The sequence below is a fragment of the Actinomadura violacea genome, from assembly GCF_017573465.1.
In the GTDB taxonomy this organism is placed as follows: domain Bacteria; phylum Actinomycetota; class Actinomycetes; order Streptosporangiales; family Streptosporangiaceae; genus Spirillospora; species Spirillospora violacea.
In genome coordinates, this window is sequence record NZ_JAGEPF010000004.1 from 49,023 (window position 1) to 71,825 (window position 22,803).

Here is a 22,803-nt window from a genome sequence, read left to right on the forward strand (position 1 = left end):
CGTCCCTGAAATCGCGGGGCGTTCTTCCTACGATGCCTCTGCGGGCCCCGCCCCTGCCGTCAGGCCCGCGTCCGCCGCCATGACCGGGAGCCGCACCGTGGAACAGACCTTCGACACCGCCCTCGACGGGCACGAGCGCGCCCGGCTCGGCGCGCGGGCGGCCGAGGCCGCCCGGCGGCTGGCCGGGGAGGACATCGCCGCCGTCGCGCTGACCTGGGTGGACGTCAGCGGGATCACGCGCACCAAGACCGTCCCGGTGGGGCGGCTGGAGCACGCGGCGACCTGGGGCGTCGGGATGTCGCCGGTGTTCGACGTGTTCCTGCTGGACGACTCGATCGTGTCCGGCCGGCACGCCGGCGGCCCGGTCGGCGACCTGCGGCTGCACCCCGACCTGGACCGGCTCGTCCCGCTGGCGGCGCTGCCGGGCTGGGCGCACGCCCCCGCGGACCGGTACGCGCAGGACGGCGCCGTCCACCCCCTCGACGGCCGGGCGCTGCTGCGCCGCGAGACCGGCCGGCTCGCCGCGGCGGGCTGGTCGGTCAGGACGGCGTTCGAGATCGAGTGGGCGGTGTCGACCACCGCGGAGGAGTTCACGCCCGCCTGCCACGGTCCCGCGTACGGGATGACGCGCATCAGCGAGCTGGCCGGCTACCTGCGGGCGCTGCTCACCGCGCTCGAGCGGACGGGCGTCTCGGTCGAGCAGCTACACCCCGAGTACGCGGCCGGGCAGTATGAGCTGTCGGTGGCGGCCGAGGACCCGGTCGGCGCGGCCGACACCGCCGTCCTGGTCCGCGAGACGATCCGGGCGGTGACGCTTGAGCACGGCATGCACGCCACGTTCTCCCCGAAGGTCGTGGCGGGCTCGGTCGGCAACGGCGCGCACGTCCACATCAGCCTGTGGCGGGAGGACACCGGCGACGGCCCGGCGAACGCGATGGCGGGCGGCGCGGGCCCGTGCGGGATGACGGACGCGGGGCAGGCGTTCGCCGCCGGGATCCTGGACCACCTGCCCGCGCTGCTCGCGGTCGGCGCGCCGTCGGTGGCGAGCTACCTGCGGCTCGTCCCGTCGCACTGGGCGGGCGCGTTCGCGTGCTGGGGGCTGGAGAACCGGGAGGCGGCGCTCCGGTTCGTCACCGGCGCGCAGGGCGAGCGGGACCGCGCGGCGAACCTGGAGGTCAAGTGCTTCGACGGCGCCGCGAACCCCTACCTCACCCTCGCGGCGCTGCTCGCGGCGGGACGGGCCGGGCTGGATGCGGGGCGCACGCTCCCGGACCCGGTCGACGTCGATCCGGCCGGGATGGCGGAGGAGGAGCGCGCGGCGCGCGGCGTCCGGGCGCTGCCGGTCTCGCTCGCGGAGGCGGTGGCGGCGTTCGAGCAGGACGCGGTGCTGCGGGACGCGCTGGGCGAGGCGGTGACCGACACGGTCGCGGCGGTCCGCCGCGGCGAGATCGCGCTGTTCGACGGCGCGGCCCCGGAGGAGATCGCCGCCGCGACCCGCTGGCGGCACTAGCGGCCGGGCTCGGGCGGGTCGGCGGCGCCGACGACGGCGCCGGGCGCGAACGGCTGGACGCGCACCTCCAGTTCGCCGCAGGCGCAGCGGGTGTAGCTCACCACCCCCTCGGAGGTGAGGTGCCGGGACAGCACCTCGTAGACCTCGGATCGGGGCCAGCCACAGCGCGGGCAGTCCTGCACGGCGCGTCCTCAGGGAAGCTTGTAAGGGTTAAACTTAGAATGCCATTTACAGCATGGCATGGAGCGGGAGCCGGGGCAATGCGGATAACCGGGTACAAGAGCCACGGGGTGGCGGCAGCCGTCGCCCTGGTCAACGCGGTGACCAGCGCCGACGGCGACGACTCCCCGGACGCGCTGCGGGAGGTGCTGCGCGAGAACGGGTTCTTCTGGCACGAGTTCGAGGCGGCCGACGCCGGGGAGTTCCGCCAGTGGGGGCGGACGCTGCGCCCCTTCTTCGAGGCCCCCGGCCTCGACGAGGCGATGCGGCTGCTGAACGGGCTGATGCTGGAGCTGCCGCTGCACCCGCACCTCGCCGAGCACGACCCGCACGGCGTGCACATGCACTACGCGCCGCCCTCGTCGCGGCTGCCGGTCCGGTTCCGCGCGACCACGCTGATGCATCTCGCGGAGCTGGTCGTCGAGCACGGGATCGACCGGACGGGCGTCTGCGACGCCGAGGGCTGCGACCGGGTGTACGCGGACACCTCGCGGGCGGGGCGGCGCCGGTTCTGCTCGGAGGCGTGCGCGAACCGGACGAACGTGGCGGCGTTTCGAGCCCGCCGGCGAGGCTGAACGGAGCCCGCCGGCGAGGCCGAGCAGGGCCCGCCGGCGGGGCCGGGCAGAGCCCGCCGGCGGGGCTGAGGCAAGCGGATCGGTGTCCCCTTGAGTATTGGGTGCCCGAGAGGGCATGCCGACTCACGTACCGCTGACTCCGACCCTTTTGTGCACAGATGCCTCTTGCGTTCTTCCAACGTCCCGGTTTCCTCGGTGGCGAGGGCCGCGCCGGCCGCTCCCCGATCCAGGTGGCGACGGAGGCCCCGTCGTCGGTGTACCGGGTCGCCCGGCTGACGCTCACCGCCGTCGCCGCGTTCCTGATCGCCCGGTACGTGCTGCCGAGCACCGGCCAGCCGCCGCTGCTGGCCCCGCTGACCGCCCTGCTGGTCGTCCAGCACTCCGTCTACGAGACGATCAAGCACAGCCTGCTGCGGGTGGGCGCGGTCACCTCCGGGGTCATGATCGCGGTCCTGTTCGCCCACGGGGTGGGGTTCTCCTGGTGGAGCCTCGGCCTGTCGATCCTCGCGGCGCTGGTCATCGGGTACGTGCTGCGGCTCGGCGACCAGATGCTGGAGGTGCCGATCAGCGCGATGCTGATCTTCGCGCTGGGCGCGTCCAACTGGCCCGGCGCGGCCGACCGGATCCTGGAGACGCTGGTCGGCGCCGCCACCGGGCTCGTCGCCACGTTCCTGGTGCCGTCGGTGCGGGTGCGGCCCGCGGAGGAGGCCGTCCAGGACGTCGCCGAGCAGCTCCGGGAGCTGATCCAGAAGATCGCCGACGGGCTGCAGGGCGAGCGCGAGGACGGCGAGGCGGCCCGGTGGCAGGAGGACGCGGAGCGGTTCGCCCGCGACATCGGCCGCACCGACCAGGACCTGCGGGACGCGGAGGAGAGCGTCCGGCTCAACCCCCGCACCCAGGCGCGGCGGCTGGTCGACGCGGGGGTGGCGCTGCGCAACGCCGTCGAGACGATGGAGCACTTCACGCTGTCGCTGCGCGGCCTGACCCGGTCGCTGGCCGACGACGAGCGGCTCGGCCCGCGCGGCCGGCTGCTGACCGATCCGACGCTGCGCCGCCAGCTCGGCGACGCGCTGGCGGGGATCGCGGCGAGCGTCGCCGCCTACGGCCGGCTGGCCCGCTCCGACCTCGCCACCGACGCGCGCCCGTACCTGGCGGAGAACGAGCTGGAGGTGCGGGTGGACATCGCCCGGGAGCGGCGCTCGCGGCTCACCCGCAGCCTGCACGAGCGGGCCGCGGCGGGCGACCTGTGGCCGCTGTACGGCGAGGTGTCCATGGACATCGACCGGCTGATCGAGAACCTGCGCGTCGAGCACCGCGCCCGCGCCCGCGAGCACTGGCGGCGGCACCGGGGCCCGACGCGGCACCTGCCGGAGCGGCCGGTCCGGGTCGTCCAGCAGGCGGGGCACCAGCTGCGCCGGGCCGCCGCGTCCGCCGCCGCCGCGGCGGAGCGCACCGCCCGCGACTCCGACGACTTCTACCGCTGACCCCGCGTCCGAGGCGAACGGTCCGTTCACTCGGATCAAAAATAGGGTGACCGGTCTATTGAATTCCTAGACCGGTCGGTCTAGTGTGATGGGCATGGCACCACGGGGCGAGACGAGAGAACGGGTCCTGCGGACGGCGGCGGAGCTGTTCCAGCGGCAGGGCTACCACGGCACCGGGCTGAACCAGGTGCTGGCGGAGAGCGGGGCCCCCAAGGGGTCGCTGTACTTCCACTTCCCGGAAGGCAAGGAGCAGCTGGCGTCGGAGTCGGTGGCACTGGGAGGCCGGGAGGTCGGCGACTCCCTGGCACAGGCGGTCCTGAGCGCGCCCGACGGGCGGGCCGGCGTCGCGGCGATGGGCGAGTACTTCGCCGCCGGCCTGCTGGAGTCCGACTTCACGAAGGGATGCCCGGTCGCGACCGTGGCCCTGGAGTCGGCCGCCGAGAGTGAGCCGATCCGCACGGCGTGCGACGCGGTCTACGGCGAGTGGCAGCAGGGCATCGCGCTGGCGCTGCGCCACTGGGGCGTCGCCGAGGACCGCGCCGACCCGCTCGCCGCGACGGTCCTGTCGTCCCTGCAGGGCGCGGTGATGCTCGCCCGCGTCCAGAAGGACGTCGCGGTGATCCGCACGGTCACCGCCCAGCTCGGCGACCTGATCGACCAAGCCACACTCTAAGGAGACGTCCATGCGCGTGCATCATTTCGACTGTGCCCGGATGCTGGAGATCGAGCCCGCCGACGGACCGGGCAGCCCCTTGAAACCCGCCCATGGCGTCAGCCACGTCCTCGTGGTGGAGACGGACGCGTCGGGGTTGGTGCTGGTGGACGCCGGCATCGGCGCCGGCGACATCGCGGACCCGTCCGGGCGGCTGATGGACGACTGGGTGGAGATGACGCGGCCGGCGCTCGACCCGGCGACGACGGCCGCGGCGCAGATCGAGGCCCTCGGCCTGTCCCCCTCGGACGTCCGGCACATCGTGGTGACGCACCTGCACCGCGACCATGCGGGCGGGCTGAGCGACTTCCCGGACGCCGCGGTGCACCTGTTCGAGGCGGAGCGGGCGGACGGCGGCAAGACCCCGGCGCAGCTCGCCCACGGCCCGAAATGGGTGACCTACGACAGCGGGCCCGGCGACCACTGGAACGGCTTCGACGGCGTCCAGTCCCTTGACGGCGTCGCCGAGGACATCCTGCTGATCCCGCTGCACGGGCACACGCCCGGCCACGCCGGCGTCGCGGTGCGGGACGGCGACCGCTGGCTGCTGCACGCCGGCGACGCGTACATGTACCACGGCGAGGTCGACCGGCCCGAGCCCGTCACGCATCCGCTGATGGAGCTGGTGCAGGCGGGCGGCGAGGTGGACCGCGAGCAGCGGCTCGCCGGCGTCGCCCGGCTCCGGGAGCTGGTCCTCGACCCCGGCAACGGCGTCGAGGTGTTCTCCGCGCACGACCCCTGGGAGTTCGCCCGCTACCTGTAGCCGGCACCGGCTTCCTCCCTGCTCGTTGCGGGTCTTCGCGCACAGTGCGGCCGCGAGGGTGTCCAGGACTGTCATCACGAACAGATCTCGGACGCCCTCGCCCGCATGCGGGGCCGAGACTGCGGAACGCCCGGTCCAGTGAGCGGAGGAACGTGAGCCGTCAACAGCGCGTGCTCGTAGTAGGGGACACCGAGATAGCCCGCCGCACCTGCGGGGCACTGACACGGCAGGGGACGCGCGCGCTCCACCTGCCGCAGCCCGACGACCAGCAGCTCCAGAGCGCGCTGACCGACGAGGTGGACGCGGTCGCGCTGCTGGTGCGCGGCGACGTGATCGCGCTGCGGTACGCGCTGCTGGTGGAGTACCTGCGCCCCGGGATCCGCCTGGTGGTCCTGCTGTTCGACCGCACCATCGCCGACCAGCTGCTGACCACCATGCCCAACTGCCAGATCACCTCCCCCGCCGACATCGCGGTGCCGGCCATCATCGGCGCCTGCATGGGCGACCCCGTCCTCGCCGTCGACACCGCGTCCTACCCGGCCCGCGTCATCAGCGGCACGGACGACGGGATCGGCACCGCCGCCTGGCGTCCGCGGCACCGCGTCCGCAACCTCGCCAGGACGCTCGCGGGGCAGATCCGACCGCACGACCGCACGAGCCGTCTCCTGCTGACCGGGCTGGGCGGGCTCGCCTTCACGCTGCTGCTGGAATGGCTGCTGGCGGTCGTCGCGCTGCACGCCGAACCGCTCACCGCCTTCTACATGGCGACCCGGATCGTCGCCACCGTCGGGCCGGGCGAGACCGGGCACGCACCCGGCTGGTACCTCGCCGCGTCGAGCGCCAACATGCTGCTCGGCCTCGTTTACACCGCCCTGTTCACCGCCGGGATCGTCAACCGCTTCCTGTCGGCGCGCAGCATCGACATCGTCGGCCCGCGCATCCGCCCGACCCGCGACCACGTCGTCGTCGTGGGGCTCGGGCAGGTCAGCCTGCGCCTGTGCATGGCCCTGCGGCGGCTCGGCATCCCGGTGATCGCGGTGGAGCGCGACCCGCGGGCCGCCAACCTCCGGCTCGCCAGATCCGCAGGCATCCCCGTCCTGATCGCGCACGCGCAGGACCGCGAGGTGCTCGCCGACCTCGGCCTCGGACGGGCGCGCGCCCTCGCGGCGATGGGAGCCGACGACCTCGACAACGTGGAGGTCGCCATCGCGGCCCTGGCCATCGCCCCGCGCCTGCACGTCGTCCTGCGCGCCGGCGACAACGCCGTGATCAGCGAGACGAGGTCGCTGTTCTCCATCGGCGAGGTCTGCGACATCACCGCCCTGAGCGTCCACGCCGTCGTCCACGGGCTGAACGGCCATGACCCGCGCTTCGTCTACCCGCACCGCGGCCGCATCGTCGCGCATCCCCCCGCACCGGCGGACTCCGACGCACCAGAGGCCGAACCGGAGGACGCACGGCTCGTCTCCTCGTCGTCCGTCCGGTGCGGTTGCTGAGCCGCCCGGCCCGCTAGGGGTGGTTGAGGCGGTGGGCGAGGGCCGTGTGGCGGCGGCCCGCGCCCGCCGTGCGGACGGCCGCGGCCAGCGCCCGCCGCGACCCGACCAGCACGACCAGCTTCTTCGCGCGGGTGATGCCGGTGTAGAGCAGGTTGCGGCGCAGCATCATCCACGCGCCGGTCGTCAGCGGGATCACGACCGCCGGGTACTCGCTGCCCTGCGAGCGGTGGATCGTGATGGCGTAGGCGTGCGCCAGCTCGTCCAGCTCGTCGAAGGCGTAGTCGATGCTCTCGTCCTCGTCGGTGAGGACGGTCAGCGACTGGTCTTCGAGGGACACCGCGGTGACGACGCCGACCGTCCCGTTGAAGACGCCCGCCTCGCCCTTGTCGTAGTTGTTGCGCAGCTGGGTGACCTTGTCGCCGACGCGGAACACGCGCCCGCCGTAGCGCCGTTCGGGACGGTCGTCCCGGTGCGGGGTGAGGGCCTCCTGGAGCTGCGCGTTCAGCGCGCCCGCCCCGGCGACCCCGCGATGCATCGGCGCGAGGACCTGGACGTCCCGGCGCGGGTCGAGGCCGAACTTGCGCGGGATCCGGTTGGCGACGACGTCGACGGTCAGCTCCGCCGCCTCCTCCTGCTCGTCGCAGGGGAACAGGAAGAAGTCGGGGTAGCCGCGGGTGTGCGGGTGCTCGCCGGTGTTGACGCGGTGCGCGTTCACCACGATCCCGGACTGCTGCGCCTGCCGGAAGATCTTCGTCAGCCGGACGCGCGGGATCACCTCGGCGCCGAGCAGGTCGGCCAGCACCTCGCCCGCGCCGACCGACGGGAGCTGGTCGACGTCGCCGACCAGCAGCAGGTGCGCGCCGCGCGGGACCGCCTTGACCAGCTTGTTCATCAGGATCAGGTCGACCATGGAGGACTCGTCGACCACGACCAGGTCGGCGTCCAGCGGGTTGTCCTGGTCGTACTTGGCGTCGCCGCCGGGCTGCAGCTGCAGCAGCCGGTGGACGGTCGCGGCCTCGTGCCCGGTGAGCTCGGCGAGCCGCTTGGCGGCCCGCCCGGTCGGCGCGACCAGCACGATCCTCGCCTTCTTCGCGGCCGCCAGCTCCACCACCGACCGGACGGTGAAGCTCTTCCCGCAGCCGGGCCCGCCGGTGAGGACGGCGACCCTGGACGTCAGCGCGAGCTTGACGGCCTCCTCCTGCTCGGGCGCGAGCGCCTGCCCGGTGCGCTTCTTCAGCCACGGCAGCGCCTTGTCCCAGTCGACGTCCGCGAACGCCGCGAGCCGGTCCTGCTTCGCGTCGAGCAGCTCGCGCAGCCCGCGCGCCACCGACCGCTCCGCCCGGTGGAACGGGACGAGGTAGACGGCCGGGATCGTCGCGGCGTCCTCGCCGGGCCCGGGGATCGGCTCGCGGACGACGCCCTCGTCGCGGGCCAGCTCGTCCAGCGCCGGGACGATCAGCTCCCGCCCCACGCCGAGGATCTTCTCCGCCGCCGTGACGAGGTTCGGCTCCGGCAGGAAGCAGTGCCCGTCGTCGGCGCCCTCCGACAGCGTGTACTGGAGCCCGGCCTTGATCCTTTCGGGGCTGTCGTGGGGGATCCCCACGGCCTGCGCGATCGTGTCGGCCGTCTTGAACCCGATGCCCCACACGTCCGCCGCGAGCCGGTAGGGCTCCTTCTGCACGGTCTCGACGGACCGGTCGCCGTACTGCTTGTAGATGCGGACGGCCAGCGACGTCGAGACGCCGACGCCCTGCAGGAAGACCATCACCTCCTTGATGGCCTTCTGCTCCTCCCACGCCTCGCCGATCCGCTTGGTGCGCTTCGGGCCGAGCCCGGGGACCTCGACGAGCCGCTGCGGCTCCTCCTCGATGACCCGCAGGATGTCGGTGCCGAAATGGCCGACCATCCGGTCCGCCATCACCGGTCCGATCCCCTTGATCATGCCGGAGCCGAGGTAGCGGCGGATGCCCTGGATCGTCGCCGGCAGCACGGTGCTGTAGGAGTCGACCTCGAACTGCTTGCCGTACTTCGGATGCGACCGCCACCGGCCCGTCAGCTTCAGGCTCTCCCCCACCTGCGCGCCGAGCAGCGCCCCGACGACGGTGAGCAGGTCGTTGCCCGTCCGCTCCGTCGCGACCCGCGCGACCGTGTAGCCGGTGTCCTCGTTGGCGTAGGTGACGCGCTCCAGCACCGCCTCCAGGACCACCGGCCGAGGCGGTTCGGGCTGGCCCGGATGCGGAGAGCGCGACGTCACGAACCTCATCATGGCCGATTCCCGGCACCGTCCCGACCCGATCCCTTGATCACGTCAGCCGCGCCCCTCGGACCCCGTCCCGGGCCGCCGGGAACAGCGGGACGGGACCGGCGCGTTATTCATGATCATGCGACTCGGCGTCAACATCCTCAACTTCGGTCCCCACGCGACCCCGGCGGCGCTGGCGGGCTGGGCCCGGTTCGCCGAGAGCACCGGGTTCGACTTCGCGATGGTCTCCGACCATGTCGCGGTCGCCCCCGACGTCGCCGAGCAGTACCCGGCGCCGTTCTACGACCCGTTCACCACGCTGGCGTGGCTGGCCGCGACGACGGATCGGATCGGGCTGGGCACGACCGTCGCCGTCCTGCCCTACCGGCATCCGCTGCAGCTCGCGCGGATCACCGCCAACCTGGACCGGCTCAGCGGTGGGCGCCTCATCCTGGGCGTGGGCGTCGGCTGGGCGCGGCGGGAGTACGCCGCGCTGGGAGTGCCGTTCGAGCAGCGGGGAGCGCTGGCCGACCGGTACCTGGACGTGCTGGTGGAGTCCTGGACGCAGGATGCGGTCTCCTACGGCGGCGAGACGGTCGATCCGCGCCCGCACCCCGTGCAGACGCCGCACCCGCCGATCTGGGTGGGCGGGCATGCGCCGGGCGCGCTGCGCCGCGTCGCGCGGTTCGGCGACGCCTGGCATCCCATCAACGTCACCCCGCAGTGGCTCCGCACCGAAGGGCTGCCCGCCCTGCGCAAGGCCGCGGAGGAGGCCGGACGTCCGATGCCGGCGCTGGCCCCCCGCATCCGGTTGGACGACGTGGACCGCGCTCTGCGACAGGCCGAGGAGTTCGCCGAACTCGGAGCCACGCACCTGCTGCTGGACACCTACCCCGGCACCCCGGAGCAGATCCGCACCCCTGAACAGGACCAGCAGACGCTGGCCGCCTTCCACGCCCGAGCCGCGTGACCCCGCACGACGCCGCAGGTCAACGAGCGGCGGCCGGCCGGTCGAGGAAGTCGACGATGATCTTCAGCCACTGCTCGGGGCGTTCGGCGAACGGCAGGTGCCCGGCGGGGATCCCGGCGACCCCGACGACGGTGCGCCGCGCGGCGAGTCCTTCCATGATCGGTCCGTAGCTGGCCTCGATGCCGCCGCCCGCACGGTGGGCGAGCAGGAGATGAGCAGCACGCGCACCCCGGGCCAAGGCCGCGATCGCCGCGAGCATCCGCGCCGACATCTACGCGGGCCGCTCCAGCGCGTCGCCGACACCGCGACGGCGGCCTGGCCGACCACCGACCACGCCGCCACCCCGGCCGCGGAGCATGAGGAGTAGCGACGCCCGGGCACGCCGCTCACTTCAGGCCGGGTCGCTCAGGAGGCCGGGTTCCGGACGCGGGCGAGGAACGCCGCCCATTCCTCACAGGTGAACTCCAGGATCGGAGCCGCAGGGAGCGCCTTCGAATCGCGGACGCCGACCATGCCGTCCAAGGAGTGGGCGACCTGGGCGCACATCCAGGTCCACCAGCGCGTCCATTCGGTGATGACGGCCGCGATGCGCGCCGATGCCCGCACGATCGACACCGTCCTCCTCTCCCTGGGCGACGGCCCCCTCGCCCCCTACAGCCGGGAGTTCGTGCGCGAGGCGCAGCGGCTGGTGCTCGCGTGCACGGCCGCACTGACCTGCATGCTGTCGGCGCACCGGCCCGGCGCCGGTCCGCGCGGCGACGAGATCTGCCGGGGCTGCGGCACCTCCGACTGCCGGACGCTGCACGGCGTCGCGGACGTCCTCGCCGCCTACGCCGTCCGCCGCACCCATCACCGGATGCGTTGACTTGCGGCGTGTCGGCCTTAAGAACCGCGTTATAAGGCCGACACGCCGCAAGTCAACGGGGTGCGGCGGGGTGGGCGGGGGCGGGTTTCTTGATCGAAAACGGAACATGCAGATCACCGGGGTCGGGAAGTGATCTTGACGGCCGGGGGCGTGGCCGGATCCGGCAGCGGTTCTGGATCTTCCGTTGATCGCGACGTACGTTCCGGGCGCACCCGTACCGCACGTACTGGGAGGTATCGCTGGTGTTCCGCTCCCGAACCCCGGCACTGGCGGCCCTGAGCGCCGCCGCCGTCACTCTCGCAGCCGCCGCCCTCGACGCCGCACCCGCCACCGCGCAACCGGGCGGGAACGATCCAATCGCCGGTTTCACCGCGCAGAGCTCCCGCTGGCAGCGCCAGTACGAGAAGGCGTTCAGCGCCATCCCGTCCCCGAAGGAGGCCCGCTCGCTCGACGCCGAGCTGTCCAGCGAGCCCGCCGTCACCACGACGACCGGCGACTGGCACCGCGTGCAGCGGATCGTCCGGCGGTTCCGGTCGTACGGCCTGAAACCGCAGGTCAAGACGTATTACGCGTACACGTCGCTGCCGAAGAAGGTCAGCCTGCAGATGACCGCGCCGCAGCGCGCGGCGCTGCCCGTCAAGGAGAAGCGGCGGCCCTGGCAGCGGCACTGGGACGAGGTCATCCCCGCGCACAACGGGCTGTCGCCGTCCGGGGACGTGCAGGGCGAGGTCGTCTACGCCAACTACGGCCGCCCGCAGGACTTCGAGCAGCTCCAGAAGGCCGGCGTCTCGGTCAAGGGCAAGATCGCCCTCGTTCGGTACGGCGCGGTGTTCCGCGGCATCAAGCCGCGCGACGCCGCCCGGTACGGCGCCAAGGGCGTGCTGATCTACTCCGACCCGGCCGACGACGGGTTCACCAAGGGCGCGGTGTACCCGGACGGCCCGTGGCGCGCGCCCGACGGCATCCAGCGCGGCAGCGTCGCGCAGATCCAGCTGGCGTCCGGCGACCCGCTGACGCCCGGCTGGTCGGACGACTCGCCGAACGCGCGCCGCCTCAAGCCGTCGCAGGCGCCGATGCTGCAGGGGCTCGTCCCGACGCTGCCGATCTCCTACGGCGCCGCCGAGCCGCTGCTGCGCTCGCTGACCGGCGCGCAGGCGCCGAAGGACTGGCAGGGCGGCCTGCCGTTCACCTACCGCGTCGGCCCCGGCGGCACGAAGGCGCACCTGGACCTGAAGAACACCTTCCAGGTCCGCAAGCTGTGGGACGTCACGGTGACGATCCCGGGCAGCGAGCATCCCGACCAGCAGGTCGTGCTCGGCGGGCACCACGACGCGTGGGCGTACGGCAGCGACGACAACCTGTCCGGCGCGGAGAACGTCCTGCAGATCGGCCGCGCGCTCGGCACGCTGCTCAAGCAGGGCTGGCGGCCCAAGCGGACGGTCGTCCTCGCCACCTGGGACGGCGAGGAGTACGGCCTGTTCGGCTCCACCGAGTACGCCGAGCAGCAGGCCGAACGGCTCCGCAACGCCGTCGCGTACGTGAACATGGACGGCGCGGGCGGCTCGGACTTCGGCGCCGCCGCGACGCCCGCGCTGGACCAGTCCGTCATCGACGCGGCCAAGGAGGTCGGCTGGCCCGGCACCAGCGGGACGGCCTACGACGCGTGGAAGGCGCAGAACGGCGGGCAGACACCGATCGACCGGATCGGCGGCGGCTCGGACTTCCAGACGTTCTTCCAGCGCTACGGCGTGCCCGCGATGAATCTCGGCTCGTCCTCGACGGGGTCGTCCGGCAACTACCACTGCTCGTGCGACGACTTCTACTGGATGTCGCACTTCGGCGACCCGACCTGGGAGTACCACGCGGCGATGTCGCGGCTCGTCGGGATCGCGACGCTACGGCTGGCCGACGCGGACGTCATCGCGATGCGCTACTCCCCCTACGCGGCGGAGACCGCCCAGTACCTTTCCGCGTTCGCCGACCAGCAGCGCAAGCAGCTCGGCAAGGTGGTCGTGGACGTCTCGCGCGACATCGACCAGGCCAAGGCGTGGCAGAAGGCCGCGGACGCGTTACAGGCGCGCGCGCAGCAGGCCCTCGGCAAGGGCGACACGGCGGAGTTCCGGCGGCTGAACGCCAAGCTCATGCAGGACGAGCGCGATCTGCTGACCCAGTCGGGTCTGCCGGGCCGTCCCTGGTACCGGCACCAGATCTACGCGCCCGGCATGGACACCGGCTACGCCACGCAACGGCTCCCCGGCCTGAACGACGCCCTGTTCCTGCAGAACGACCCGGCGACCGCGAAGTCCTATGAGGCGCGCCTGTACGCCTCCCTGCGCGCGGCCACTCGCACCCTCGCCCCCTAGGAGAACCCATGAAACGCGTTCTCTCGCTCGCCGCGGCGGCCGTCACCGGTTCAGCGCTGGTGGCCGCCGCCGTCCCGGCGGGCGCGGCGCCGTCCCGCAACGGCGGCACGGCCCCGTCCATCTCGAAGGAGCCGTTCGGCACGCTCGCGGACGGCACGAAGGTCGACCGGTACACCCTCACCAACGGCCACGGCGTCCGCGTGCGGATCCTCACCTACGGCGGGATCGTCCAGACCCTGGAGACGCCGGACCGGCACGGCCGCGAGGCCGACATCGTCCTCGGCTTCCGGACGCTGAAGGACTACGTCGACAAGAACGGCGGCCCGTACTTCGGCGCGCTCATCGGCCGCTACGCCAACCGGATCGCCAAGGGGCGGTTCACCCTCGACGGCAAGACCTACCAGCTAGCCATCAACAACGGCCCGAACAGCCTGCACGGCGGCCTCAAGGGCTTCAACACCAAGGTGTGGAAGGCGCAGCCCATCAAGCACGGCGGCAGCGTCGCGCTGCGGCTCGACTACACCAGCGCGGACGGCGAGGAGCACTACCCCGGCACGCTCAAGACGACCGTCACCTACACGCTCGGCACCGACGGCCGGTTCCGCGTCGACTACCACGCCACGACCGACAAGGCGACGGTCGTCAACCTCACCAACCACTCCTACTTCAACCTCGCCGGCGAGGGGACGGGCGACGTCTACGGGCAGCGCCTGCGGATCAACGCGGCCCGGTACACGCCGACCGACACCACCCAGATCCCGACCGGGAAGATCGTGCCGGTGAAGGGCACGCCGTTCGACTTCACCCGGCCGCACGCCATCGGCGAGCGGATCCGCGACGACGACCCGCAGCTGCTCATCGGGCAGGGCTACGACCACAACTTCGTGCTGAACCAGCGGCGGCCCGGCGAGATGACCGAGGCGGCCCGGGTCACCGAGCCGCGCTCCGGGCGGATCCTGGAGATCAGCACGACGCAGCCCGGCGTGCAGTTCTACTCCGGCAACTTCCTGGACGGGACGCTCGTCGGCACCGGCGGCCACGCCTACCGGCAGGGCGACGGGTTCGCGCTGGAGACCCAGCACTTCCCCGACTCCCCCAACCAGCCGGGCTTCCCGTCCACCGTGCTGCGCCCCGGCCAGGCGTTCGACGCGAGCACCGTCTACCGGTTCTCGGCCCGCTGATCCGGCGGGGCCGCGCGGCCCGCGGACCGCGCGGCCCCGGCCGCCCACCAGATCCCCATATGACCCCGCGAACCACCATGATCACGCTACAGTGCCGATGATCATGAAGCGGGACGAGCAGGGGGACCGGTGGATCGGCTCAGCCGGCGTGACTTCGGCAAGATGATGGGGCTCACCGGGCTCGGTCTCACGGCGCCCGCCCTGGCGGGCGGCTGCGCGACCGAGACCCGGCAGGCGGCGCGGACCGCCGCGGCGGCGCGGACGTGGCGCGTCACGGGAGCCGCCGGGTCGGGCCTCGGCGGCTTCGACTCGGCCGTCAAGACCCTCATGCAGGCCCGCAACATCCCCGCCGGGGCGCTCGCCGTCATGCGCAAGGGGAAGCTCGTGCTGGCGCGCGGCTACAGCTGGAGCGACGACGCCTCGCTGAGCGTCCAGCCGACCTCCCTGTTCCGGCTCGCGAGCCTGAGCAAGGCCGTCACCGCCACCGCCGTCATGACGCTGGTCCAGGCCGGGAAGCTCAGCCTGGACGCGCCCGTGACGAGCCTGCTGACGCTGACGCCCCCGGCCGGCGGGTCGCTGGACCCGCGCCTCGGGCAGGTCACCGTCCGGCGGCTGCTCCAGCACCTCGGCGGCTGGGACCGCAACATCTCCGGCGACCCGACCACCAAGGACCGCAGCATGGCCGCGCTGCTCGGCGTGCCCCTCCCCGTCACGAAGGAGGACATGGTCCGCTACGGGGCGGGATGGAAGCTCGACCACGACCCCGGCACCACCTACGCCTACAGCAACTACGGCTACCTGCTCCTCGGCCAGATCGTGGAGAAGGTGTCGGGGACGTCCTACGCCTCCTACGTCCAGCAGAAGGTCCTGGCCCCGGTCGGCATCACGCGCATGCGGCCCGGCAAGTCCCTCCAGAAGGACCGCGCGCCCGGCGAGGTCCCGTACTTCTCGCAGTACACGGGTCCGTCGGTGTTCGACGCGGCGGGGACGACCGTGCCCACCCCCTACGGCGGCTACAACGTGGAGAACCGCACGGCGATGGGCGGATGGCTCGCCTCGGCCGTCGACTACGTCCGGTTCACCGAGATCTTCGACGGCGGCACGAGCGTGCTGAACTCCGCGTCCATCGCCTCGGTCTTCGCCAAGCCCGAGACGGGGCTGAACTCCGGCGGCTCCTACTACGGCTTCGGCTGGTTCGCCAGGGACGTCACGGGCGGCCGCAACACCTGGCACGACGGCTCCGACCCCGGGACGAGCACGATCGTGACGCGCCGCTACGACGGCGTGACATGGGCCCTGCTGTTCGACCAGCGCGACGACCCGTCCGGCCTCGCCTACAGCTACGACGCCTTCAGCGCCCCGCTGCACACGGTCGCGAACGGGCTGAGCGGCTGGCCCTCCGTGGACCTGTTCGGCAACTACTTCTAGCCAGCCGGGCGGCGGGACCCCCCGGGCGTCTCCCCGGCCGCCACCTCCAGCACGCCCGTCTCGGTGACCAGCGCGGTCACCAGGCGGGCGGGGGTGACGTCGAAGGCGGGGTTGGACGCGCCGGCGCCGTCCGGGGCCGTCCGGACGCCGCCCCAGGCCAGCACCTCGCCCGGGTCGCGCTCCTCGATCGGGATCAGGTCGCCGGACGCGAGCGACAGGTCCACGGTGCTCCACGGCGCGGCGACCACGAAGGGGACGCCCGCCGCCGCGCACGCCAGCGCGACGCCCACCGAGCCGACCTTGTTGGCGGTGTCGCCGTTGGCGGCGATCCGGTCGGCGCCGATGATCGCGACGTCCACCATCCCGCGCAGGATCGCCCCCGGCGCGGCGCCGTCCGCCTGCACCAGGCACCGGATCCCGGCGCGGACCAGCTCCCAGGCCGTGAGGCGGGCGCCCTGCAGCAGCGGGCGCGTCTCGTCGGCGTAGACCGTCTCGACACGGCCGCGGTCGTGCAGTTCCCGGACGACGCCGAGGGCCGTCCCCCAGCCGGCGGTCGCGAGAGCGCCCGCGTTGCAGTGCGTGAGGATGCGCAAGGGGCGGTCCTGCGCGCGCGCCGTGATCCAGTCGGCGCCGAACGCGCCGATGGCCCGGTTGTTGCGGATGTCCTCGTCCAGGAGGGCCTGCGCCTCGGCGACCACCGCGTCCACGCCCTTGGCGGCCAGCGGGGCGGCCCGGTCGACACCTGCCGCGAGGTTCACCGCGGTCGGACGTGCCTCGCGGACCCGTGCGATCGCCGCGTCGCGCGCCGCGTCGTCCCAGCCCTCGCGCTCGGCCTGGAGCATCGCGATGGCGACGCCGAACGCGCCGGCCACGCCGAGCGCGGGCGCGCCGCGCACCACCAGCCGCCGGATCGCGTCCACGAGGGCGTCGACGTCGCGCACCACCACATGCTCGACGCGCCCGGGCAGCACGGTCTGATCCAGCAGCCGCAGCCCGTCCCCGGCCCACTCCACGGTCCGCACGTCGTCGGTCATACCGCCCATTCTGCCCGCCGGACGGCGTGAAGCCGTACCCGGCAAGGCTTTTCGCCGCCCGGAGCCGCCCCGGACATCCATACCGTGACCTGCGGTAACTTGACACGAGTCGAACCTGTGTTCGAAATTATGGGGAGGGGCCGAGAGGAGGGACGACCGTGCCGGAGGCGGCGCTGCGGGACCTGGCGAGGTCGCTGGAGCACGCGTCCGCGCCGCCCGCCCGCGCGGTCCCCGTGCTGCACGCGCTGCGCCCGGTGGTGCCCGGCGGGCTGCGCCCCGGCTCGGCCGTCGGGCTCGACGGCCCCGGCGCGGCCTCGCTGGCCCTCGCGCTCGTCGCGGGCGTCTCCCGGCACGGCGGCGCCGACGGCGAGGGCGGCTGGTGCGGGATCGTCGGCGTCCCGTCGTTCGGCGTCGTCGCCGCCGCCGGGATGGGCGCCGAACCCGAGCGGCTGCTGCTCGTCGACGACCCCGGCGACCGCTGGCCCGACGTCGTCGCCGCGCTCGCCGAGGCGGTCGAGCTGGTGCTGCTGTGCCCGCCGGAGCGGCCCGGCGCCGCCGCCGTCCGCCGGCTGTCGGCGCTCGCCCGCAAGCACGGCTGCGTCCTCACCCTGACCGGCCCGTTCGCCCGCGACTGGCCGGGCGTCCGGCTGCGCCTGCGGCTGGACGCCGTCGCCTGGGAGGGCGTCGGCGACGGGCACGGGCGGCTGCGCGGCCGCCGCGCCCGGGTCGTCGCCGAAGGCCGCGACGCCCCGGGCCGGGGCCGCCGCGCGGACCTGTGGCTGCCCGCCGCCGACGGCGGCGTCCGGCCCGCCGAGCCGGTGCGGCCGCCGCTGGAGATCGTCCCGCCGGCCGCGGTGCGGGACGGCGCGCCCGTCCACACCCGCCGCGACGGCGCACCGGCCGCCGTCCGCGCGCTACCGGCACAGGCCATGGACCCGGCGCACGCCGGCGGGAAGGGGATCGCGTGACGCGGGTGCTGGCGGTGTGGTGCCCGGACTGGCCCGTGACGGCCGTCGGGGTGGACGCCGGGACGGCCGGGGCCGCGGTGGTCCAGGGGCGGATCGCGGCCTGCTCGGCGGCGGCGCGGGCCGAGGGCGTCCGGCGCGGGCAGAAGCTGCGGGACGCGCAGCGCCGGTGCCCCGGCCTGGTCGTGCGCGAGCGCGACACCGACGCGGAAGGGCGGCTGTTCGAGGCGGTCGTCGAGGCGGTCGCGGAACTGGCGCCGCGCGTCGAGGTGGTGCGGCCCGGGCTGTGCGCGATCGCGGCGCGCGGACCGGCGCGGTTCTACGGCGGCGAGGAGGCGCTGCGGGTCCTGGTGCAGGACACGGTCGTCGAGGCCGGACACGACTGCGGGTCCGGGATCGCGGACGGGCTGTTCGCCGCCGAGCTCGCCGCGCGCGCCGGGCAGGGCGGCGTGGTCGTGCCGGAGGGCGGCGCGGCGGCGTTCCTCGCGCCGTACCCGCTGTCGGTGCTCGACCGCCCGGAGCTGGCCGACCTGCTGGCGCGCCTCGGCGTCAGGACGCTCGGCGCGTTCGCGGACCTGCCGTCCGGGCACGTCGCGGGCCGGTTCGGCACGGACGGGGCGCTGGCGCACCGGCTGGCGCGCGGCGAGGAGCCCCGCCCGATCGCGCCCGTCCGGGCGGCGGCGGACCTGTCGGTCCGCGCGGCGTTCGACCCGCCCGCCGAGCACGCCGAGCAGGTGGTGTTCGCGGCGAAGCGGCTGGCCGACGAGCTGCACGCGGGCCTGGCGGCGGGCGGCCTCTCGTGCGTGCGGCTTGAGGTCGAGGCGGGGTTCGCCGACGGGCACGTCCTGCGGCGGCTGTGGCGGCACGACGGGCGGCTGTCGTCGCTGGCCGTCGCCGAGCGGGTGCGGTGGCAGCTGTCGGCGTGGCGGGACGGCCGCCCGGCCGCCGGCACCGACCCGGAGGGCATCGAGGCGCCCGCCGAAGAGGAGGCCGTGTGGGGCGGCGTGACGTGGCTGGAGCTGGCGCCCGACCAGCTCGTCCCGGACGGCGGGCGACAGGAGGCGCTGTGGGGCCGGACCGCCGTCACCGACCGCATCGCCCGCGCCGCCGACCGGATCCAGGGGCTGCTCGGGCACGGCGCGATCACCCGTCCGGTGCTGGCGGGCGGGCGCGGGCCGGGCGAGCAGGTCGTCCGGGTGCCGGTCGGCGACCTGCCGCCGGCGAACCTCCCGGACGGGCCGTGGCCGGGGCGGCTGACCGCGCCCGCGCCCGCCGTCGTGCCGGTGGCGGCGCCCGAGGCGCGGCTTCTCGACGCGGACGGGGAGCCGGTCGTGGTGTCGGCGCGGTGCGCGGTGTCGGCGCCGCCCGCCGCACTGCTGGTCGGCGGCCGTCCGGCGGCGGTGACCGGCTGGACGGGCCCATGGCCGGCCGACGAGCGCTGGTGGGACCCGGAGAAGGCGCGCCGCCGCGCCCGGTTCCAGGTCGTCACCGAGACCGGCGCCGCCTACCTCCTGGCCGTCGAGCACGGCCACTGGCACGTGGAGGCGACCTATGACTAGCCGCCCCCCTCTCGTTGACTTGCGGCGTGTCGGCCTTAAACGGCGGCTTTTAAGGCCGACACGCCGCAAGTCAACGTGGGGGGCGGGCGAGGGCGGGGGGCTTCGTGGGTTGGCATAATCCGCCGATCTCGTGGCGGGAGTTCGAGGAGAAGCTGTCGTGGCGGCCCGGCGGGCGGGCCCCGCAGGAGGCGCCGGACGAGCCGGAGGCGCCGCGCCGCGCGGAGGGCGGCGTGCCGTGGGCGGAGCTGCACGTCCATTCGTCGTTCAGCTTCCTCGACGGCGCCAGCTCCCCGGACGCGCTGGTCGCGGAGGCGGCGCGGCTCGGCGTCGAGACGATGGCGATCACCGACCACGACGGGATGTACGGGGCGGTCCAGTTCGCGCAGGCGGCGCACGAGGCGGGCATCGAGACGGTGTTCGGCTCCGAGCTGAGCCTCGGGCTGCCGGGCCCGCAGACCGGCGAACCCGACCCGGCGGGCCGGCATCTGCTGGTCCTCGCGCGAGGGCCGGAGGGCTACGCGCGGCTCTGCTCGGCGATCACCGGGGCGCAGCTCGCGGGCGGGCGCAAGGGCCGTCCGGTGTACGACCTGGACGCCCTCGCCGAGGCCCACGACGGCCACTGGGCGGTGCTGACCGGGTGCCGGAAGGGCCCGGTTCCGGCCGCGCTGGAGTCCGGCGGCCCCGACGCGGCGGAGCGGGAACTGCGGCGGATGGTGGAGATGTTCGGCCGCGAGAACGTGTTCGTGGAGCTGGTCGACCACGACCAGCCGGACGACGACGAGCGCAACGACGTGCTGTTCGAGCTGGCCGCACGCGTCGGCGTGGACGCCGTCGCGTCCAACAACGTGCACTTCGCCGCGCCGGGCGCCGACGCGCGGCTCGCGCAGGCGATGGCGGCGGTGCGGGCGCGCCGCGGCATGGACGACATGGTCGGGTGGCTGCCCGCGGGCGGCACCGCGCACCCGCGCAGCGGCGCGGAGATGGCCCAGCGCCTCGCACGCTTCCCCGGTGTCCTCGAACGGACGGTGGAGCTGGGCCGCGAGTGCCGGTTCGGGTTCGACGTGGTCGCGCCGCGCCTGCCCGACTGGCCCGTCCCGGACGGCCACAGCGAGGCGTCCTGGCTGCGGCACCTGGTGAAGGAGGGCGCGCTGAAGCGGTACGGGCCGCCGGAGGCCGAGCGGGTCGCGGGCGCGTACGCGCAGATCGCCAAGGAGCTGGACGTCATCGAGCAGCTCAAGTTCCCCGGCTACTTCCTGATCGTCCACGACATCGTCGAGTTCTGCCGGAACGAGGGGATCCTGTGCCAGGGGCGCGGGTCGGCGGCGAACTCGGCGGTCTGCTACGCGCTCGGCATCACCGGGGTCGACGCCGTCCGGCACGGGCTGCTGTTCGAGCGGTTCCTGTCCCCGGGACGCGACGGCCCGCCGGACATCGACCTCGACATCGAGCACAAGCGCCGCGAGGAGGCCATCCAGTACGTCTACAACAAGTACGGGCGGCAGTGCACGGCGCAGGTCGCGAACGTCATCAGCTACCGGCCGCGCATGGCCGTCCGGGACGCTGCGCGCGCGCTCGGTTTCTCCCCCGGCCAGCAGGACGCGTGGTCCAAGAGCATCGACCCGCGCGACCCGGTCGGCACCGAGACCGACATCCCCGCGCCCGTCATGGAGCTGGCGAACCGGATGCTGACGCTCCCCCGCCACCTCGGCATCCACTCCGGCGGCATGGTCATCGCGGACCGCCCCGTCGGCGAGATCTGCCCGATCGAATGGGCGACGATGCCGAACCGCAGCGTCCTGCAATGGGACAAGGACGACTGCGCGGCGGCCGGCCTGGTGAAGTTCGACCTGCTCGGCCTCGGCATGCTCGCAGCCCTGCACGACTGCTTCGACCTGGTCGCCGAGCACCACGGGCCGCGGCACGACCTCCAGTCGATCCCGCCGGAGGACCCCGAGGTCTACGACATGCTGTGCGACGCCGACACCGTCGGGGTGTTCCAGGTCGAGTCCCGCGCGCAGATGGCGACGCTGCCGCGGCTGCGCCCGCGCGAGTTCTACGACCTGGTGGTCGAGGTCGCGCTGATCCGCCCCGGCCCGATCCAGGGCGGGTCCGTCCACCCGTACCTGCGGCGCCGCAAGGGCCTCGAACCGGCCGCCTGCCCGCACCCGCTGATGGAGCCGGCGCTGCGCCGCACGCTCGGCGTCCCGCTGTTCCAGGAGCAGATGATGCAGCTCGCCGTGGACTGCGCGGGCTTCACCCCGAACGAGGCCGACCAGCTCCGGCAGGCGATGGGCGCCAAACGCGCGCCCGAACGCGTCGAGCGGCTCCGCAAGCGGCTGCTGGACGGGATGGCCGAGCGCGGCGTCCCCGCCGCCATCGCCGAGAGCGTCTACGAGAAGATCCTCGGCTTCACCGGGTTCGGGTTCCCCGAGTCGCACGCGCAGAGCTTCGCGCACCTGGTGTACGCGAGCGCCTGGCTGAAGCGGCACTTCCCCGCCGCGTTCACGGCGGCGCTCGTCCGCAACCAGCCGATGGGGTTCTACAGCTCGCAGTCGCTGCTGGCGGACGCGCGGCGGCACGGCGTCGTCGTCCGCGGCGTCGACATCAACGCCAGCGACGTGCATCCGACGCTGGAGGAGCCCATCGAGGTGACGTCGGACCATCCGCACGCGCCCGCCGCGCCGCAGCCCGCGATCCGCGCCGGCCTCACCGGCATCCGCAACCTCGGCGACGACACCGCCGAACTGATCGCCGCCGGACGGCCCTACACGAGCATGGAGGACCTGGCCCGGCGCGTCCCCCTGCCGGCGGCCGCGCTGGAGGCGCTCGCGACCGCCGGCGCGTTCGAGAGCCTCGGCATGACGCGGCGCGAGGCGCTGTGGGCGGCGGGCGCGCTCGCCGGCACCGGCCCCGGGCAGCTCGAAGGCGTCACGCCCGGCGCGGCCGCCCCCGCGCTGCCGCCGATGACGCCGATCGAGGAGACCCTCGCCGACCTGTGGGCCACCGGCGTCTCCCACACCCACCCCGTCGCGCACGTCCGCGGCGCGCTCGACGAACTCGGCGCCCTGTCGTCCGAGCGGCTGGCGAGGACGCCGGCCGACACCAACGTCGTCGTCGCGGGCCTGGTCACCCACCGGCAGCGCCCCCCGACCGCCGGCGGCATCGTCTTCATGACGCTGGAGGACGAGACCGGCATCATCAACGTCGTCTGCCCGCCGCAGGTCTTCCAGCGGTACCGGGGCCTCGCCGTCGACTCGCAGGCGCTGCTGGTCGGCGGGCGCCTCGAACGCGCCGACGGCGTCGCCAACGTCCGCGCCACCCGGCTGCGCCGCCTCCCCGTCCCCGGCAAGGTCCGCGCCCGCAACTTCCACTGAGCGCGGGCCGAACGCGGGCACTGCCGGGCGCGTCCCATATGTGTCATCGTTGTCACGGAGAGG

20 protein-coding genes are annotated in these 22,803 nt (G+C 74.0%); 15 read left to right on the forward strand and 5 right to left on the reverse strand.

What is annotated here, in order from left to right:
• Nucleotides 1-97 precede the first annotated feature (97 nt).
• Nucleotides 98-1,510: a type I glutamate--ammonia ligase gene (locus tag J4709_RS06250; protein ID WP_208237927.1), complete on the forward strand. Its 1,413-nt coding sequence runs from the start codon at nt 98-100 to the stop codon at nt 1,508-1,510.
• Here the strand turns inward: J4709_RS06250 and J4709_RS06255 are convergent.
• Complete coding sequence (locus tag J4709_RS06255) at nt 1,507-1,692, reverse strand: hypothetical protein (RefSeq protein ID WP_208237929.1); 186 nt, start codon at nt 1,690-1,692, stop codon at nt 1,507-1,509. The genes J4709_RS06250 and J4709_RS06255 overlap by 4 nt on opposite strands.
• 78 nt (nt 1,693-1,770) lie before the next feature.
• On the opposite strand from J4709_RS06255, the gene J4709_RS06260 reads away from it, so the two are divergent.
• From J4709_RS06260 to J4709_RS55420, 5 genes are all read left to right on the forward strand, one after another.
• Complete coding sequence (locus tag J4709_RS06260) at nt 1,771-2,304, forward strand: CGNR zinc finger domain-containing protein (protein ID WP_208237931.1); 534 nt, start codon at nt 1,771-1,773, stop codon at nt 2,302-2,304.
• A 158-nt stretch (nt 2,305-2,462) separates the two neighbouring features.
• Nucleotides 2,463-3,788: an FUSC family protein gene (locus J4709_RS06265; protein WP_208237933.1), complete on the forward strand. Its 1,326-nt coding sequence runs from the start codon at nt 2,463-2,465 to the stop codon at nt 3,786-3,788.
• Between the two features lie 94 nt (nt 3,789-3,882).
• Entirely contained in the window at nt 3,883-4,461 is a 579-nt protein-coding gene (locus tag J4709_RS06270; protein WP_208237935.1) for a TetR/AcrR family transcriptional regulator, read from the forward strand.
• 10 nt (nt 4,462-4,471) lie between these two features.
• The gene (locus J4709_RS06275; RefSeq protein ID WP_208237937.1) at nt 4,472-5,263 is read left to right on the forward strand and encodes an MBL fold metallo-hydrolase; all 792 of its coding nucleotides are present in this window, start codon (nt 4,472-4,474) and stop codon (nt 5,261-5,263) included.
• A gap of 152 nt (nt 5,264-5,415) precedes the next feature.
• Nucleotides 5,416-6,759: a potassium channel family protein gene (locus tag J4709_RS55420; RefSeq protein ID WP_208237939.1), complete on the forward strand. Its 1,344-nt coding sequence runs from the start codon at nt 5,416-5,418 to the stop codon at nt 6,757-6,759.
• A gap of 13 nt (nt 6,760-6,772) precedes the next feature.
• Here the strand turns inward: J4709_RS55420 and recD2 are convergent, their stop codons facing one another.
• Nucleotides 6,773-9,013 carry an SF1B family DNA helicase RecD2 gene (gene recD2 / locus J4709_RS06285; protein WP_307801028.1) on the reverse strand — a complete coding sequence of 747 codons (2,241 nt, stop codon included), beginning with the start codon at nt 9,011-9,013 and terminating at the stop codon, nt 6,773-6,775.
• 127 nt (nt 9,014-9,140) lie between these two features.
• On the opposite strand from recD2, the gene J4709_RS06290 reads away from it, so the two are divergent.
• Nucleotides 9,141-9,971, forward strand: a complete 831-nt coding sequence (locus J4709_RS06290; RefSeq protein WP_208237941.1) for a TIGR03619 family F420-dependent LLM class oxidoreductase — start codon at nt 9,141-9,143, stop codon at nt 9,969-9,971.
• Nucleotides 9,972-9,990: 19 nt separating this feature from the next.
• Here J4709_RS06290 and J4709_RS06295 read toward each other — a convergent pair whose 3' ends face one another.
• The gene (locus J4709_RS06295) at nt 9,991-10,128 is read right to left on the reverse strand and encodes a hypothetical protein (RefSeq protein ID WP_208237943.1); all 138 of its coding nucleotides are present in this window, start codon (nt 10,126-10,128) and stop codon (nt 9,991-9,993) included.
• A 54-nt stretch (nt 10,129-10,182) separates the two neighbouring features.
• Here J4709_RS06295 and J4709_RS06300 point away from each other — a divergent pair, with 54 nt between their 5' ends.
• Nucleotides 10,183-10,338, forward strand: a complete 156-nt coding sequence (locus J4709_RS06300; protein WP_208237945.1) for a hypothetical protein — start codon at nt 10,183-10,185, stop codon at nt 10,336-10,338.
• Nucleotides 10,339-10,376: 38 nt separating this feature from the next.
• Here the strand turns inward: J4709_RS06300 and J4709_RS06305 are convergent, their stop codons facing one another.
• Nucleotides 10,377-10,517 (reverse strand): DUF397 domain-containing protein, encoded by a 141-nt coding sequence (locus J4709_RS06305; protein WP_208238502.1) that lies wholly within the window; start codon nt 10,515-10,517, stop codon nt 10,377-10,379.
• Here J4709_RS06305 and J4709_RS06310 point away from each other — a divergent pair.
• The 4 genes from J4709_RS06310 to J4709_RS06325 all read left to right on the forward strand — a co-directional run bounded on the left by J4709_RS06310 (nt 10,483) and on the right by J4709_RS06325 (nt 15,808).
• The gene (locus J4709_RS06310) at nt 10,483-10,836 is read left to right on the forward strand and encodes a hypothetical protein (protein ID WP_208238551.1); all 354 of its coding nucleotides are present in this window, start codon (nt 10,483-10,485) and stop codon (nt 10,834-10,836) included. The genes J4709_RS06305 and J4709_RS06310 overlap by 35 nt on opposite strands.
• Before the next feature lie 242 nt (nt 10,837-11,078).
• Nucleotides 11,079-13,199, forward strand: a complete 2,121-nt coding sequence (locus tag J4709_RS06315; RefSeq protein ID WP_208237947.1) for a M28 family peptidase — start codon at nt 11,079-11,081, stop codon at nt 13,197-13,199.
• An 8-nt stretch (nt 13,200-13,207) separates the two neighbouring features.
• Nucleotides 13,208-14,380, forward strand: coding sequence for an aldose epimerase family protein (locus J4709_RS06320; RefSeq protein WP_208237948.1), 1,173 nt, complete (start codon nt 13,208-13,210; stop codon nt 14,378-14,380).
• 129 nt (nt 14,381-14,509) lie between these two features.
• Entirely contained in the window at nt 14,510-15,808 is a 1,299-nt protein-coding gene (locus J4709_RS06325) for a serine hydrolase domain-containing protein (protein WP_208237950.1), read from the forward strand.
• On the opposite strand, the gene mtnA is transcribed toward J4709_RS06325, so the two are convergent.
• Complete coding sequence (gene mtnA, locus J4709_RS06330; protein WP_208237952.1) at nt 15,805-16,842, reverse strand: S-methyl-5-thioribose-1-phosphate isomerase; 1,038 nt, start codon at nt 16,840-16,842, stop codon at nt 15,805-15,807. The genes J4709_RS06325 and mtnA overlap by 4 nt on opposite strands.
• Nucleotides 16,843-17,000: 158 nt before the next feature.
• Here mtnA and imuA' point away from each other — a divergent pair, with 158 nt between their 5' ends.
• From imuA' to J4709_RS06345, 3 genes are all read left to right on the forward strand, one after another.
• A complete protein-coding gene (gene imuA', locus J4709_RS06335) occupies nt 17,001-17,810 on the forward strand; it encodes a DnaE2-dependent mutagenesis accessory factor ImuA' (protein ID WP_208237954.1) in 810 nt (269 codons plus the stop codon).
• Nucleotides 17,807-19,366 (forward strand): DNA polymerase Y family protein, encoded by a 1,560-nt coding sequence (locus J4709_RS06340; protein ID WP_208237956.1) that lies wholly within the window; start codon nt 17,807-17,809, stop codon nt 19,364-19,366. The genes imuA' and J4709_RS06340 overlap by 4 nt, the downstream gene beginning before the upstream one ends.
• Before the next feature lie 104 nt (nt 19,367-19,470).
• Nucleotides 19,471-22,740: an error-prone DNA polymerase gene (locus tag J4709_RS06345; protein WP_208237963.1), complete on the forward strand. Its 3,270-nt coding sequence runs from the start codon at nt 19,471-19,473 to the stop codon at nt 22,738-22,740.
• Nucleotides 22,741-22,803 lie beyond the last annotated feature (63 nt).